Annotated in this window: 11 protein-coding genes; 3 read left to right on the forward strand and 8 right to left on the reverse strand. The window is 57.6% G+C overall.

The features are described 5' to 3' along the window. Window positions 1–230 precede the first annotated feature (230 nt). The 3 genes from OSO_RS49250 to OSO_RS0140390 all read left to right on the forward strand — a co-directional run bounded on the left by OSO_RS49250 (window position 231) and on the right by OSO_RS0140390 (window position 2677). On the forward strand, window positions 231–1181 hold the full coding sequence (locus OSO_RS49250) for a DUF6655 family protein (RefSeq protein ID WP_050986316.1): 951 nt from the start codon (window positions 231–233) through the stop codon (window positions 1179–1181). 353 nt (window positions 1182–1534) lie between these two features. Beyond that, on the forward strand, window positions 1535–2431 hold the full coding sequence (locus tag OSO_RS49255; protein WP_010588376.1) for a DUF6677 family protein: 897 nt from the start codon (window positions 1535–1537) through the stop codon (window positions 2429–2431). A gap of 12 nt (window positions 2432–2443) precedes the next feature. Continuing rightward, complete coding sequence (locus OSO_RS0140390) at window positions 2444–2677, forward strand: hypothetical protein (protein WP_010588377.1); 234 nt, start codon at window positions 2444–2446, stop codon at window positions 2675–2677. 241 nt (window positions 2678–2918) lie between these two features. Here OSO_RS0140390 and rpsT read toward each other — a convergent pair whose 3' ends face one another. From rpsT to nirB, 8 genes are all read right to left on the reverse strand, one after another. Then, on the reverse strand, window positions 2919–3224 hold the full coding sequence (gene rpsT / locus OSO_RS0140395; RefSeq protein WP_029247983.1) for a 30S ribosomal protein S20: 306 nt from the start codon (window positions 3222–3224) through the stop codon (window positions 2919–2921). Between the two features lie 241 nt (window positions 3225–3465). After that, window positions 3466–4026, reverse strand: coding sequence for an A24 family peptidase (locus OSO_RS0140400; RefSeq protein ID WP_010588379.1), 561 nt, complete (start codon window positions 4024–4026; stop codon window positions 3466–3468). A 467-nt stretch (window positions 4027–4493) separates the two neighbouring features. Continuing rightward, window positions 4494–4664, reverse strand: a complete 171-nt coding sequence (locus OSO_RS0140410; RefSeq protein WP_010588381.1) for a Flp family type IVb pilin — start codon at window positions 4662–4664, stop codon at window positions 4494–4496. Window positions 4665–4970: 306 nt separating this feature from the next. Next, a complete protein-coding gene (locus tag OSO_RS49260) occupies window positions 4971–6584 on the reverse strand; it encodes an ABC transporter permease (protein ID WP_162130592.1) in 1614 nt (537 codons plus the stop codon). 264 nt (window positions 6585–6848) lie between these two features. After that, window positions 6849–8195: an MFS transporter gene (locus OSO_RS0140425; protein ID WP_010588384.1), complete on the reverse strand. Its 1347-nt coding sequence runs from the start codon at window positions 8193–8195 to the stop codon at window positions 6849–6851. Window positions 8196–8269: 74 nt separating this feature from the next. Continuing rightward, window positions 8270–10522: a molybdopterin oxidoreductase family protein gene (locus tag OSO_RS0140430; RefSeq protein WP_010588385.1), complete on the reverse strand. Its 2253-nt coding sequence runs from the start codon at window positions 10520–10522 to the stop codon at window positions 8270–8272. Further along, window positions 10519–12210: a DmsC/YnfH family molybdoenzyme membrane anchor subunit gene (locus OSO_RS0140435; RefSeq protein ID WP_010588386.1), complete on the reverse strand. Its 1692-nt coding sequence runs from the start codon at window positions 12208–12210 to the stop codon at window positions 10519–10521. Before OSO_RS0140435 ends, OSO_RS0140430 begins: the two co-directional genes overlap by 4 nt. Then, window positions 12207–15173: a nitrite reductase large subunit NirB gene (gene nirB / locus OSO_RS0140440; protein ID WP_040594087.1), complete on the reverse strand. Its 2967-nt coding sequence runs from the start codon at window positions 15171–15173 to the stop codon at window positions 12207–12209. The genes OSO_RS0140435 and nirB overlap by 4 nt, the downstream gene beginning before the upstream one ends. Between the last annotated feature and the right edge of the window lie 62 nt (window positions 15174–15235).

Consider the following 15235-nt stretch of genomic DNA (forward strand, 5'->3'; position numbering starts at 1 on the left):
TGCCATAAGTCATCTATGTAAAATAGGATAGGTGGAGAGTGCGCGCGAGGGGCATTCGGGGAAAGTGGCGTTGGAGGATTTCTCGACTCCTTTTAAAGTACGCGCTCTCCCGTCCTCGTATTTAAAAGTTGGTGTGAATGGTGATGTTTCCGAAACATCTCCCCTCGGTCGCGCTATGCCATCCTGGTGGCCTATCGTTCGTGGTTCGGAGTTTTGTGCTCGGCGCTGTGATGGCGCTCGTCGGGTGCGGAACGACCCGGATGTCGGACACGTTGCGCACCGGCACTGAACAGATGCTGTTGTCGACGGCGATCGATCGGTCGATCAGCGAGATGGATTTCGAGGTTCTGTCGGGTAAGGACGTCTATTTCGATCCGCAGTACCTAAGAGGCGTTTCAGACGAAGGTTACATCATCAGTTCGATTCGCCAGAAATTGCTGGCGGAAGGTGTGTTTCTGAAGGCGGTTCGCGATGAAGCGACATATGTCGTCGAAGCCCGCGCGGGAGCGGTGGGGACGAATCGTCAGGATGTGCTGATCGGAATTCCTCAGACCAGTTTGCCGACCGGTGCGGTGGCGGCCGGCGTTCCAACCGCGATTCCTGAAATCCCCTTTGCGAAGAAAACGAATCAGAAGGGTGTCGCGAAGATTGCGGTCTTTGCCTACAACCAGGTCACAGGTCAGGCTCTTTGGCAATCCGGTGCCGAACCGGTGACTGCCGATGCTCGCGACACGTGGGTGCTGGGTACGGGGCCGTTCCAGCGCGGATCGATTTACACCGGTTCGAACTTCATGGGACAGCGGATCAAGTTGCCTTGGACTCGTTCGTCGGACAATTCCGCGAACTCGGTGGCAATCGGTGTTCCCACGAACGTTCCGCGATTGTTTCCCGAAGATCCGGGCGTGGTGCCGCCAAGTCCGCCATCGGTTGCGAAGGGGAAAGAGGCTCCCAAAGCGACACCGGCCTCGTTCGTGCCGGCGGTTCCGCCGAGCCAGCCTCAGCCAGGTCGAATTCCTGCGACCAGTCCTCCATCGTCGACGTCGTCGAGCACATCCGGTTTCCGTTCAGACACCTTCTCGTTGACGCAGGACGCCCAGGGGTCATCGGGGGGGAATGCGGCGGCGGGTGCGGCAGGTGTGTTCATCTATCGGAGCACGACGTCGCAGCCGGCGACGCCTTAGTGGATGTCGGTCCGATCGCGGAGGCAAATGGGAATCTCGAGCTGTTCTAGGGCAAAAACCTGGAATGCGTGCATCGAAACGTGAGCGGTGCTGCCCTAGTGGCACATCCACCCTGTACTGACAGGTTCTTGAACAAGGCTCGCAGGCTCAGTGATCTGCTTGCGGAAGGTTCCTCGACGTGTCAATTCAGGCTTTGAAGCTCCCTAGTCGCTGAAATGATTCCTGTGCTACAATTCTCGACCGTCTACGCGACGTGATGTCCCGGTTGCCGAACGCGTTTCGTCTCGACGCCGGATTGACTTCGTGAGTCGCGCATTGCGGTTCACCCTTTGAGTTGCCTCGAAAGCCGCCGCATGCCGACTGATCCTCCTGCAGCACATCGCAAACTTTGGGAAGAGCGAAGCGTCGTCGTGGCGCTGATTCTTGCGGTTCTTGTGCCTGGATTGGGGCATCTCTATCAGGGGCGGACCGTCAAGGGGTGTATCTACCTGTTTGGAATTCTCGGCTTGTTCCTGTGGGGGGTTAAGCTGGGCGAAGGCGTGGTGGTTTACAATCTGCCGGACAAGGGGTCTCGCCGGATTACGTTGCACTACGCCGCCCAACTGGGGGCTGGTGCCGTGGCTTATCCGGGGCTCTGGCAGCCGAAGCGAGCCGCACGCGAGGAAAATCATTCGCTACGGCAATTGGCTCAGCCAATGACGGCGTCGTTTTCGGGGCGGCTGACGGCGGTCGATAACGATACTCAGGGTGGCAAGCTCGAAGGAAAAGTCAATTTTAAGCCCGAAAAGGGCGAGTATGGCACGGAAACTCGAGGCACATTTACTGGTACTCTGGACGGTCAAGCGATCGAATTGCCACTGGCCGGCGGGTTCTTTCTTGAGAGGCCGATTGGAGCCGGTTTCCGCCGGATCTTGAAGTGCGGGGTTGTGGGCGATCGCGATTCTGGCCCTGGCGCAGGGAAGATGATCACCGGAACCATTCCGCGTTCAATCATGGACGGGTATGGGGTTCCGCCTGACATGGATCAATTGCAGGAAGTTACTGGTCGCCTGGGAAAATTGCACGAACTGGCGTTGGTGTTCACCTGGATCGCCGGGTTGCTGAACGTGCTGGCGATTTGGGATTGCGTGCAGGGGCCTGCATATGGATTCGGCGACGAAGCGTGGTCGCCGCCGCCTGCCGATGACGAAGCGAATGCCACGGCCGCTGCCAAGTCTGCGGCTCTCAACAGTGCGGCTACCTCTACGTGAGTATTGGGTGTGATGATTCTCGCAACACAATTGCTTGTCGGCCATAATATGCCGTTACTGGCACAGACGGCCAATCTGACGTGGTACATCCTGCCGTTGGCGATGGTTGTCAGCCTGGTTTACAGTGCCAGTCGATTTGAGCTGCCGGACCGCATTCTGCGTCGCGCCGTCTGGTTGTTCGTGCAAATCGTCGGCTTCATGGCCGCGGTCTTCGGCGTCCTCTGGGTGCTGTCATACGGCATCTAGGGCACCCGCGCTTCATCTGACTTGCCGTCTATCTTCTCTCTTTGTCTCCGTGTCTCTCTCACCCCCACCGGGCCCACTTGTACGTTTCGCGTACTTCGGGTGCACATTGGTAGGGGTGAGACGCAGAGGCACGGAGACGCAGAGGGGGAAGTAAGCATGATCGAAAAAGAAAAAGGGCCGCCCTTTTTGGAAGGGAGCCCTTTTTCTGTGTCTGAGGTTCAGCCGTTTTTGGAGCGGTGAACTACTTGGCTTCTGGTGCGACCGCAGGAGCCGACAGCTTGTTGATCAGCTTCATCAAGCGTGACTTGTCTCGCGAGGCTTTGTTCGCGTGGATCAAGTGCTTGGCAGCGGATTGATCGATCTTCTTGATTGCCAACTGCAGCACGGCCTTGGCGTCTTCGACCTTTGCAGCACCCGTCGAAACGGAGGCAGCCGTCGTACGAACTTTCTTCACCGAGGTTCGCAAAGCTGACCGCTCATGTCGGTTCTTCACGCGGCGGCGTTCCATTTTTCGTAAAGCGCGTTTGGCACTGTCAGTGTTCGGCATTGAATCAAGACCACATAGTTGTCTGACCGCGGCGTTAAAACAAACTTCCCAGCCGTGCCACGGGTTCGCTGGAGGGATAAAGAATATAGCTGGGCGCTGCGTGCTTTGCTAGTGAGTTCGCAGGAACATCCTGCCAGAAAATTGTGTTTCTGGCGGTTGGACGTTTGCGGAAACGCAATCGTCACCCTCGCCCAAGTAATGGACGGGGTGACGATTTTGTAAGTGCTGTTTGAGAAGTAGTTTATATCAATCCATTGCCGACGGCGTATGCGAAGTACATCAGCGATCCGACACAGATCGGAATGCCGTAGGGCAGCAGAGACATCGTAGGTTTGCGCTCTTTGGCGATGGCGAACAGCTTGTTCGGATCGCGGATCGTCATGATTTCGAACGCAATGTGGAAGAATTGGGTCACGTGGTGCTGAATCCGTCCGCTCCACGCCACCATCACCATGGCCATCAGAGCACCGACGATCACCGTCACCAGGAACGAATTCCAGGTCGTCGCGGCACCCAGCCAGGCGCCAATTCCCGCCATCAGTTTCACATCGCCGGCTCCCATTCCACCGATCGCGTACAGCGGCAACAGACACAGCAATCCGCAGCCAATTCCTGCCAGGCTGGCACTGCAACCCGACCAGCCATTGGCGAGCGTGTGATAGGCCAGGCCCGTCAGGACCATCGGAAACGTAATCCAGTTGGGAACCTTAAGCTGTTTCCCATCGATATAGGCGGCAAAAATCAAAACGGCTGAGACGAGTGTGATGTCCCAGTGAACCAACAAAACTTGCAGCCAATCCATGTCCAATCACCTTTCGTAAAGCAGTTGAGGGGCGGCGTCGACGGAGCTTCCAGCTCCCGCCAGCATGCGATCGGTTTTCAGCATCCACGTTGCTGTCCGGTGGCCAGGTTCACCATCCCCACCAGCAGCACAAGTGCAGCGGGGGCCCATTGGAGAAGCTGGCTACTAGACAAATCAAACCAAATAGGAAGCATGTTCAACCTTCGATCAATCCGCGGGTGTTGAAGCGAAATCTCAGAGTCATTTCGACGTGTGCGACTGCTTCAAGAAACCGTGGCAAACGGCAGATTCAAAGCCAGGGCGAGGTCAGCGAAGCAACCCGGTCGCAAAATGACGACCGGGTCGCGGGACTCCAAGGCGGCTCGATGCGCCTGAATGACGATTGTTGAAATCGCGGGGGGGGCGGGCTCCGTCAAACCACCGGGATGATTCGAAAGGTGCCTGTTTCCCCTAATTTCACTCATCAATCACAGGGCGTTGGCGGCCGACAGGAACTTGGCATTGGCCTTCGTACCGATCGTCGAGACCGTACCGATACAGACGACGATGATCAGGGCGAGCATCACCGCGTATTCAACGGCGGTTGGCCCATCTTCCGAGACGAGAAAATTCTTAACGCTGGTCATGAACTTGTTCATCGTTTCCCTCTTTCAACACACGGCCCGAATCCCGCACCAGGAACCCAAGCGATCTATCAATCTGAGAAGTCCGCTCAGTCGTAGCTACACTGCAGCGACCACGAAGCCTCTCTGCACCCCTGGGTGAACCGACTTTCGTCGGTGTTCACATGAAGCCGACGGTTGGAACGACTGTCGGCTCATGTGAACATTCGAAACCTAGTTCGAGATTGCAGTGCGTCAAATTGGAGTGGTTGAGAATTTTGGGAAATTTGCGAGAAGTGTGTCGGGCGCGGCTGGTGCAGTTAGCCTGGCTATCTGAATTGATCAGCGAGAGCCGCGCAGGCGAGGGTCGGAAGCATCTCGAAGTGCTTCGCCCATCAGGTTATACGCCGTAATCGTGATGAAGATGGCTAAGCCCGGGAAATGAATCAGCCAAGGTGCATGCAACAAGGCTTCACGGCCGTCGGCCAAAAGTCCGCCCCATGAGGGTGTCGGTTTCGAAATTCCCAGTCCCAGAAAGGACAGCGCGCTTTCGGTCAGGATCGCACCTGCGATTCCGAATGTCGCGGACACCAGAACAGGCGCCATGGCATTGGGTAAGACATGTCGGAAGATGATCCGAATTGGTGAATATCCAAGGGCGCGCCCCGCGAGCACGAATTCCTGATCGACCAGGCGCAGGAATTCACCTCGCACCAACCGGGCGATCCCCGTCCAGCCGGTCAATCCGATAATCACCATGATATTCATGATGCTCGGGCCGAAAAATGCCACGATGGTCAGGATGAGAAAGAACGTCGGGAAGCAGATCATGACTTCGATCAGTCGCGAGATCACCAGGTCTGGGACGCCGCGGAAGTAACCCGCAATCGCACCGACCACGATTCCGATCGCGACGTAGATCGCCACAGCGACCAGCCCCACTGACAGGCTGACGCGACCGCCCCAAATGATCCGACAAAGCACGTCGCGGCCGGCTTCATCGGTTCCCAGCCAGTGCGGCCCGCTCCAGGTGGATGTCGGTTTCATGGATGCGGCGTCTTTTCCGGTGGGGCACCACGCCGCGGGATACCAGGCGGGGGCCGCCGATTTTCCAGAAAGATCGTATTCATCAAGGCTGTAAACGATCAGTGGCCATGTTACGGATTCGTAGACAACTGGTGCGCGGTCGGCCGTGCTGTCGGCGGCAAAGACGCCATTTTTGTAGTCGGTCCGATCTACTCGCGAAGGAACCATCCACCAACGCAGGCCACCGGCAAGCGTTGGAATCACAATCAGGATGACGACCAGGCCCCACTTGCGGCGGTCTTCGTGATCGGCCGAGAACAGAACTCGCAACAACCTCTTCCAGACCGGCAGCAGCAGGAACAGAATGTTGGCGCACAGGAAAAAGACTTCGAGTCCGTTCAGCGATTGAAAGACGGGGAAGTGGGATTTTGAAACCAGCGTCAAATCTTTGGCGTCAAAATTGGCGCGCAGGTCTCGTTGCAGTCGTTTTAATTCTTCGATCGATTTGGCCTGATCGGGAATGACTGCGGCCGAAAGCAAGTCCTGGCCGATCGTCCGCAGCGGAGCCGCTTTATCGGGGGCGATTGCATCGGCCATGATGCCGATTTGAATGGGCAGCGTCTTGAGCAATCTCTGGGCGTCGATTTTGGATTGATCGCTGGTTCGTGACTCGATCAGTTGTGTGATCGTGGCGCGCAGGGTCCGCCCGGCTTCCTGATATTCGAATCGGTTATAGCCGAAGTAATACAGGGGAGCCGCATTGGCGAGGATCGGTGCAAAGACGCTGGTCGTGATGAGAACCAGGATCACGACCGCCGCACAGACCGCCATTCGTCGTTTGCAGAACGCGCGCCAGATTAATGCCCATTGACTTTGACCACGTGTTGAGCCTGTGGTCGCGGCCACCGCCGTTGCTGATTTCGCTGTCACAAATCCCCTTCCCTGCGTCATCCACCGAGGGTGTCACCAGAAAATCGTCGATCGAAAATCCACTGTCTCGATTTTCCAATGACACCGCAATCCGTTTGGTCTCGCGAGCAACGACCGAGAATCCTGATTGATTAGATCCGATGGATGGTAGCACAGCCGTGCGTCGATTCGAACCCTCGTGTGTGCCGGATGCGAATTGTCGGCACGAAGGGGATCGTTGCGAATAGCTGCCGGAGCGCTGCAGCGATCGTCGACTTCAATATTTCAGGTCGATTCGATTGTCAGATTCTGTGGTGGAAATGCCGGACTCGTGAGGTGATCGGCGACCTCGGCTGCGGACGACGCCGTGAGCAACGCGAACGAGGCACACGAGAGCACAACGAGCCCCAGCAGCCAGAACGCGGTTGGCCAGGGGATCATCGATTGAAACAAAAATCCGGCCGCGACCGCACCGATGTTTCCTCCGGCGCCGACCAGTCCTGCGACGGAACCGAGTGCCGGGCGATTGATGAATGGTACGATGGCATAGACGGCGCCATTCGACATCTTGACGAACAATCCCACAAGCAACAGCATCGCCACGGCTGGTCCGATCTGTTTTGTTTGCGAAAAGATCAGCAGCATCAGTCCTTCACCCAGGATTGTCAGAAGCAGCCATTGTGCCCGACCGGTCAGGCCGGTTGCCTTGGCCCAGCGATCGCTGACCAGGCCCCCCAGGGCTCGCGCGAACAGGTTCATCATTCCGAAGCCTGCGGCAATCGATCCTGCCGAATACATGTCCATCTGAAAGTAGTCGGTGAAGTACAGGACGGCGACGTTGTCGATTGTCAGCTCGAGTCCGAAACAACAGGCGTAGAGGATCGCGAGCGCCCAGACGCGAAGGTCGCGGGCCGCGGCCATTAATGTCGACTTCTTTCCTGCAGAGGGCAAAAGCCCTGCTCGTCTGAGATCGGCGAAATTGCCTTCGGGTGTATCCTGAGTCAACCACCAATAGAGGACTCCCGTGAAGGCGCAGACCACACCCGCGCAGACCATGCACAAACGCCACCCCGCGGCCGCCGAAATGCCCGTGCCGGTGATCAACGCGAACAACAGCGGCATTCCAAGTTGAGTCACGCCGCCTCCCAGATTGCCCCAGCCTGCGGCCGTTGCGTTTGCTGTTCCTACGCAACTCGAGGCGAACATCCGCGAGGTGTGGTATTGCGTCACGACGAACGAGGCGCCGATCGCTCCAATCAGAATTCGTCCAATTAGGAACGTTGCGAAGTCCGTTGCGAGCCCCACCGCCATGACGGGAATCGCACCCAGCACTAGCAGCCAGGTGTACGTCAGGCGTGGACCGAATCGGTCGCACAACCATCCGACGAGAATCCGAAACACAACGGTCATGCTGACGGAACCGATGATGCACCATCCCACCTGTTGTTTGGTGAGTCCCAACTCTTCGCGGATCACGGGCATCAGCGGGGCGAGTCCAAACCAGGAGAAAAAACACAGGAAGAACGCGAGCCATGACAGATGGAAGGCGCGCATCGGAACGGTGTCGAACCGAAAGATTTGCAGGCGCTGGGCCGGGGCGGCGACAGGACGAGTGACATCGACAACAGACATCGAGTGACCTTTCGATCGTCGAGGAAACGAGGGGAAATTCAACAATGGGCCATGCGAGCGCCGATGGCCAACTGTCACGACGGCAGACGAAGTCTGACCGCGCACGCTTTGTACGAAGGTTGTTTTGAATAGGGATCGAACACCGCGTCGGTCAGGCGATTAACCTCGGCATAGTGCATCGGCAAAAAGATTTGACCGGGGGGAACGGACTGCGTCAGAAAGGCGGTCGCTCTGATGCTGGCGCGTCGTGATTCCACGAGCACCGTCTGCTGCGGTTGTACACCCAGCCTTCGAGCGTCGGCGGGATTGATCTCGACATAGATGTTTCGCGGCGAGAGTTTCTGCAGGACGGCGGATTTCGCCGTCCGTGTTTGGGTGTGCCATTGAACGGCCGTGCCGCGACCTGTTAGCAGGATCAGCGGAAAGTCGTCATTCGGCGGCTCGGGCATGGGGCGAGAGGCTTCGAATCGCAGCTTCGCGCGGCCATCGGCATGAAAGAATTTTCCATCTGCGAACAGACGCCTCTCTTGAGTGATTCCAGCGACTGGCATTGTGATCTGCGATCGCTCTGCACTGTCTGTGAGTGCACTGTCGGCTTGAAGCGGGGGAAAGGGCCACTGAATGCCACCCGATCGATCCAGGTGAGATTCGTCTTCGATGCCGCTGAAATCGCAGGGCCGATCCTTGCTGAGTTGCTTGAGAAGCTGGAACACGGCCGCGGGTGAAGACCATTGGCGAAACATCGATCCCACGCCGCACGCCTGGGCGATCAATTGGAAGATGCGAAAGTCCGAAAGGGCCTGTCCGGGTGCCCGCGCGATCTGTTTGATGGTGCCGATGCGGCGTTCTGAGTTGATCAGCGTTCCGGACTTTTCTCCCCACGCCGCTGCGGGCAGCATCAGATCGGCGAGCTGTGCCGTTTCCGTGGAGGTGTACATGTCTTGCACGACCAGAAACTCGAGTCGGCTGAGAATATCTTTCGCCTGGTCCTGATTGATCCACGAATGGGCCGGATTGGTGGCTATGACCCACAGCCCTTTGATCTTGCCGTCCAGGATTCCCTTCAGGATTTCGTGGTAGCTGAAGCTGTTTTTGTCGGGAATTCGTTCTAGCGGAATCTCGAGGATTTGCGAGACTTCGTTCCGATGGGCAGGGTCTGTGAATTCGCGACCCGCAAACAGACCTGTCGTGTTACTGAATAGCCGTGATCCCATCGCGTTGCACTGGCCTGTGATCGAATTGGCCCCAGTGCCCGGTCGGCCGATGTTCCCCGTCATCAAGGCCAGATTGATCAAACTTTGAGCCGCTCGCACCCCTTCGTACGACTGATTGATGCCCATCGTCCACCAGAACGACACTCGTTTTCGGGTGTGGACCAATTGGGCAAATTCTTCCAGTCTTTCCGGAAGGATTCCCGTGACGTTTGCGACGAATTCCGGAGTGTAACTGGCAACATGTTTCCGAAATTCCTCGGCGCCGGACGTGTGTTGTTTCAAATAGTCGGCATCGATCCAGCCACGTTCGAACAGGATGTGTGCGATTCCGTAGAACAGGGGCAGGTCGCTTTTGGGCTTGATCGCCAGGTGCATGGTCGCTGCCATGGCCGTTTCGGTTCGTCGAGGATCGATGACCACGATTTGTGGCTGGCGGCGATTGCGCATCACACGTTCCCATAGGATGGGGTGTGCGATGCACAAATTGGCTCCTACTAACACGATCACGTCCGATTCTTCGAAGTCGGCGTAGGTGTATGGCGGGGCATCGAAGCCGAACGATTGCTTGTAGGCGACGACCGCGGTCGCCATGCATTGCCGCGTATTTCCATCCCCGTGCAACATGCCCATCCCGAATTTGCCGAGGGCTCCCAGGAACGCCATTTCCTCAGTCGCGATCTGTCCTGTACCCAGCCAGGCCATCGCTTCGGGCCCATAGCGATCACGAATTCGCATCCATCGCTCGGCGAATGTTCGAGTGGCGGTCGGCCAGTTAATTTGTTCGAACTTTCCGCGGGAGTTCTTCAGCAGTGGCGTCGTGGCGCGATCGGGACTGTTGAGTACCGTCAAGGCTTCCCAGCCTTTGGGACAGGCCATTCCCAAATTGACGGGGTACTCGGTGGTCGGTGACAGACCAACCGGACCATCCGCCTGCAAATGGGCAGTAAGAGAGCAACCTGTCGAGCAAAAGCCACACACGAGGTTGGTCGTTGCGGTCGGCGTGATTGACTCGGGAAGCCGTGCGAGTCCAAAGTCGCCGGGGCGTTGCAGGAGTTCACGCGTCATCGGGCCGTCGTGTGCCCGAATCAGATTTCGCAGGTCGAGCCAGTTCATGTGCGGACGGCTCCTGGCATACGTGGCGCAACCGCGGTCATGAAGAACAGCGTCCGTTCGAGCAGTTCGCCGCAGACTGACATCGCGAAGATCGCGGTCACGGTTGCAAACCATTTCACCGCAGAAGTCTGTTCGGCATCGATCATCAAGAGGCTGGGCAGAATGACGCCACCCAGCGCGCCGATCGCAAATCGGACGGTCGTCATCCCGGCGAGTTCCCGCGTCATGAGCTGTGCCATCCGTTTGAGCGGCGTCTGATGGCGATCGAGCAGATGCAGCAGATCGCAGGCTTCGTATGTCAGCTTGACCAGTGCCGACGCGACGAGCGGACGGTACAGGCGGCCAAACAGATCCCGCATGACGGCACTGACGGAGAGTTCCGGGTGCATGACCGCTGCAATCATTGAGGCAAACAACATGGCTGCGAGTCCGAGCCAGATGCTGGTCCCGATGAATCGGAACAGCGTCCGTGTTCCACCCCAGGTCGGCCGCCGCGTTCGGTAATAGATCATCACCGAACACAACACGCCGGCCAGTCCACCGGCGAGGACACTGGCTCGAACCAATCGCCAGGACGAATCGGCAATGAGGTGTTCGCCTCCCAGGAACTCTCCCGAGGAATAGACCGCCGCGGCGGCGGCAAATGCGCCGAAGGCGACGATTTCACGGCTCAACCACGACTTGCGTAAACCGAGGAACGCGCGCCATGCCAGGTGCGGTCGACCCAGATGCAGCGTGGATGATCCCAAGGCCAGCATGCCAAAGCCCAGTGCGATGAGCGATTGCCAGCCGCGAACATCGGCAAATGCGTTCGTTTCATAACGATTCGCCAGCCACGCATTCACATAATATGCACCAACGGACAACTGCGTGAGAACCAGCATGACGATCAATGGAGGGTGGGCTTCCTCGATCCGTGCCGCGTAGTAATCTGCGGGAACCATGTTTCGCGGAAAGACCTGTCGAGTCTTGTAGATGGTCGTGGGTTGAGTGAGCTGTGGATCAGGTGCGGCCGGAAGGAAGTTGGTGGCTTCGCAATCGGCTGCGACATCCGCCTGTGAGACGACACTGATCCGGATCGCTTCGTGAGGACAGGCTTGAACGCACGCGGGGGCTTCACCAGCCGACAGCCGTTGTGAGCACATATCGCATTTGCGGACGATTCCCTTCCCCGCATGATACTTCGGCACGTCGTACGGACAGGCCAGCACACAGTACTGACAGCCAAAGCATTGATCATCGAGATGTTTAACAATTCCGGTTCTGGCGTCTTTCTCATACGCCAGTGTTGGGCAGACTTCCATGCAGGCTGGCTGCAGGCAATGGTGACAGGCGGCCGTGACGTGTTGCAGGACGGGTAAGGCCGCCGTGCCCCCCACTAGCAATCCGACATCGCGCCAGGTTTCTTGTTCGTCCAGGCCGTTCAGAGAATGGCAGGCCGTGACGCATGCTTTGCAGCCCGAGCAGCGATCAAGATCCACTTCAAACGCATATTGCTCGCCCGGTGCGGGAGGACTTGATGGCAGCAATCGCTGATAGTACTTGGATTGAAATGGACGGCCGCCCGACCCAGAGGTTCGGGCGAACTCGTCGACGGCCGTCAGCTCTTGCTGATCCTGGAGGAGCGTATCGATCAGTGACAGACCACTGGTGGACTGTGTGTCGATGGGCAGGCTTGCGGGAGTCATGCCGTGATTCCTTCGCATCGGCGCTGCTCGACAGCAGGAGCCACGGCCAGACGCCCGGGGGGCGGTAACCACAATAGGACATCGTCACCATCGATCTTGACGGGGTAAGTGGCAATCGAACAGGTGTCACCCGTCAGGCACGAGCCGGTCTTCAGCGAAAATGTTTTCTTGTGGAGCGGACACGCGACCTTCGGTTCGCCTTGACTGTCGCCGAGAATTCCGCGAGACAGGACAAATTCCCGCTTGTGCGGGCACATGTTGGTTGTCGCATACCATTCACCGCGACTGCGGAAATTGAAGACTGCGATCTGGGCGTATCCGTATCGGATCGTGCTGCCGCCATCTTCGGGAAAATCGGTCACCTTGCCGACACGGACCCAGGTGTGTTCTTCTTTTGATGGTGAGTATTGACTGCCGTCCGGGAGAGTGAGTTGGGTGAGCGGAATGGAATCGCTGTTCCAGTCGGCCGGTCGTGACTGCCCTCGTTCTGAAACAATTTCGATATCCGGTTCGGTCTGCTTCGAATTGACGAACTGCTGGAAGAACCGGCGTTTTTCGGGGTCATTGACGACCTCTTTCCACTCGCACGCATAGGTGTCGACCACCCGCTGCATCATCTCTTCGAGATCGGCCGCGATTCCCAGTTTGTCGTGGACGATGACCTTGCGCAGGTGTTCGATTCCTCCATCCAGCTTTCCGAGCCAGACCGAGGTACGCGTGAGTCGATCGGCGGTCGTGACGTAGTACATCAGAAAACGGTCGATGTACTTCAAGCAGGTGTCTTCATCGACGTCGCCCACCAGCAGATCGGCATGGCGTGGCTTCGTGCCGCCGTTTCCACACACGTAGAGGTTATATCCACGCTCGGTTGCGATCAGGCCAAAATCTTTGGATTGAGCCTCGGCACATTCGCGTGTGCAGCCGGAGACGGCCCCCTTTAATTTGTGCGGTGAGCGAAGGCCCTTGTAGCGGTTTTCGATGCGAATCGCGAAGCCGACCGAATCGCCCACTCCATAGCGACACCAGGTTGTTCCGACGCAACTTTTGACCGTTCGCAAGGACTTGCCGTAGGCGTGGCCGCTTTCGAATCCCGCGTCGATCAGGTCGCCCCAGATACTTGGTAGTTCATGGACAGGTGCGCCGAACAGATCCACGCGCTGACCACCGGTGATCTTGGTGTACAGGCCATATTTCTTCGCGACGGTTCCCAATGCAATCAGTTTATCTGGCGTGATCTCTCCGCCAGGGACTCGCGGGACCACCGAATACAGCCCACCGCGTTGGATATTGGCGAGAAAGCGGTCGTTGGTGTCTTGCAGCGTCGCATGTTTTGGTTCAAGGATTTGCTCATTCCACAAACTGGCCAGAATCGACGCGATCGTCGGCTTGCAGATTTCGCATCCGGCGCCCTGGCCATGACTCGACAAGAGCTGCGCGAATGTTCGAATCCGTTTCACTTTGGCGATCTGAAAAAGATCCTGACGGCTGAATGGAAAATGTTCGCACAGCGAACGATCGACGACGTGCCCTGCGGTCAGCAGTTCCTGATTCAAAAGATCCAAGACCAGTGGCACGCAGCCGCCACAACCCGTTCCGGCTTTCGTACACTTTTTCAGCTCGTTCAGGTTCGAAATCCCACCGCGAATGGCCTGGCAGACAGCCCCTTTCGTAACGTTATTGCACGAGCAGATCTGGCAGTCGTCTGCAAGCTCGGCGGCTGCAGGTGCCGTTGCGGATCCCCCCGTCAATAGGTCGGCGGGGCGGCCCGGCAGTGGCTTGCCGCTTCGGCTCAGTGAAAGCAGTCTTGTAAAATCACTGGCGTCTCCGACCAGCATACCGCCGAGCAGATGGCGGCCGTCGGAGGTCACTAAAAGCTTCTTGTAAACACCTGCGACCGGGTCTTCGAATGTCAGGGATTTGGCGACATCGGCGTCCGCTTCATATTGACCGAATGATGCGACGTCGACGCCCATCAGTTTGAGCTTGGTCGAAAGATCCGCACCGTGAAACTCACGCTGGTCGCCGGTGAGATTCGCAGCGAGGACATCGGCCATTTCGTAACCGGGGGCGACAAGTCCGTAGATCATCCCGCGATGCAGCGCCACTTCTCCGATCGCGTGGATCTGGGGATCGCTGGTCAGCAACCAGTCATTCACGACAACACCGCCACGGGGACCCAGATCGAGACCACAATCGCGTGCCAGTTCATCGCGGGGACGAATTCCTGCCGACACGACCACCATCTCGACGTCCAACTTCTGTCCATCGGCGAATTCCATCCCCGTCACGCGATCATCACCCACGATCTTTCGCGTGCTTTTGTTAAGATGGACGCGGGTTCCTTGTGATTCGATTTTGTTGACCAGGATCTGCGACCCACGTTCGTCCAGCTGCCTTGGCATCAAACGCGGTGCGAATTCGATGACGTGCGATTCCAAGCCCATGTCCAGGACGGCTTTGGCCGCTTCCAGGCCGAGCAATCCGCCGCCGATGACGGCGGCACTTCGGGCGGTCGGCGCCCAGGCGAGCATGCCATCGAGATCTTCGATGGTGCGATAAACAAAGCAGCCGGGTAAGTCGACACCCGGTGTCGGCGGCACGAAGGGCGATGAACCCGTCGCGAGGACCAGCAGATCGTAGTGCAGGGTGCGGCCAAGCCGCGAGTGAACCGTCTGGTTGAATCGGTCGATGCGATCGACACGATCACCAATGTGAAGTTCGATTTGATTCTGGGCGTACCATTCGGGATCGGCCAGCATCAGCTGCTGCACATCGCGATGGATGAAGTATTTGCTCAAGCCAACACGATCATACGCGGCGCGTGGTTCTTCGCAGAACGTCACCAGGTGATAGCGGCGTTGTTGATCACGTTCGATCATGTTTTCGCAGAAGCGATGGCCGACCATGCCATTGCCGACGACGACGATCGTTTTGCGTTCAATATGCGTTGACGGGGAAATCATGCTTAAGCTGCCTTTGCCAACCCGCAAGGTGGGGGCGGAACAATTCTGCAGTCGCCCGACTC

Source organism: Schlesneria paludicola DSM 18645 (genome assembly GCF_000255655.1).
GTDB lineage: Bacteria > Planctomycetota > Planctomycetia > Planctomycetales > Planctomycetaceae > Schlesneria > Schlesneria paludicola.

What these genes read in the sequence shown, in the direction of transcription:
- OSO_RS49250 (WP_050986316.1), top strand. Translation starts at nt 231, where the DNA reads ATGGCGCTCGTCGGGTGCGGAACGACCCGGATGTCGGACACGTTGCGC.
- OSO_RS49255 (WP_010588376.1), top strand. Translation starts at nt 1,535, where the DNA reads ATGCCGACTGATCCTCCTGCAGCACATCGCAAACTTTGGGAAGAGCGA.
- OSO_RS0140390 (WP_010588377.1), top strand. Translation starts at nt 2,444, where the DNA reads ATGATTCTCGCAACACAATTGCTTGTCGGCCATAATATGCCGTTACTG.
- rpsT (WP_029247983.1), bottom strand. Translation starts at nt 3,224, where the DNA reads ATGCCGAACACTGACAGTGCCAAACGCGCTTTACGAAAAATGGAACGC.
- OSO_RS0140400 (WP_010588379.1), bottom strand. Translation starts at nt 4,026, where the DNA reads ATGGATTGGCTGCAAGTTTTGTTGGTTCACTGGGACATCACACTCGTC.
- OSO_RS0140410 (WP_010588381.1), bottom strand. Translation starts at nt 4,664, where the DNA reads ATGAACAAGTTCATGACCAGCGTTAAGAATTTTCTCGTCTCGGAAGAT.
- OSO_RS0140425 (WP_010588384.1), bottom strand. Translation starts at nt 8,195, where the DNA reads ATGTCTGTTGTCGATGTCACTCGTCCTGTCGCCGCCCCGGCCCAGCGC.
- OSO_RS0140430 (WP_010588385.1), bottom strand. Translation starts at nt 10,522, where the DNA reads ATGAACTGGCTCGACCTGCGAAATCTGATTCGGGCACACGACGGCCCG.
- OSO_RS0140435 (WP_010588386.1), bottom strand. Translation starts at nt 12,210, where the DNA reads ATGACTCCCGCAAGCCTGCCCATCGACACACAGTCCACCAGTGGTCTG.
- nirB (WP_040594087.1), bottom strand. Translation starts at nt 15,173, where the DNA reads ATGATTTCCCCGTCAACGCATATTGAACGCAAAACGATCGTCGTCGTC.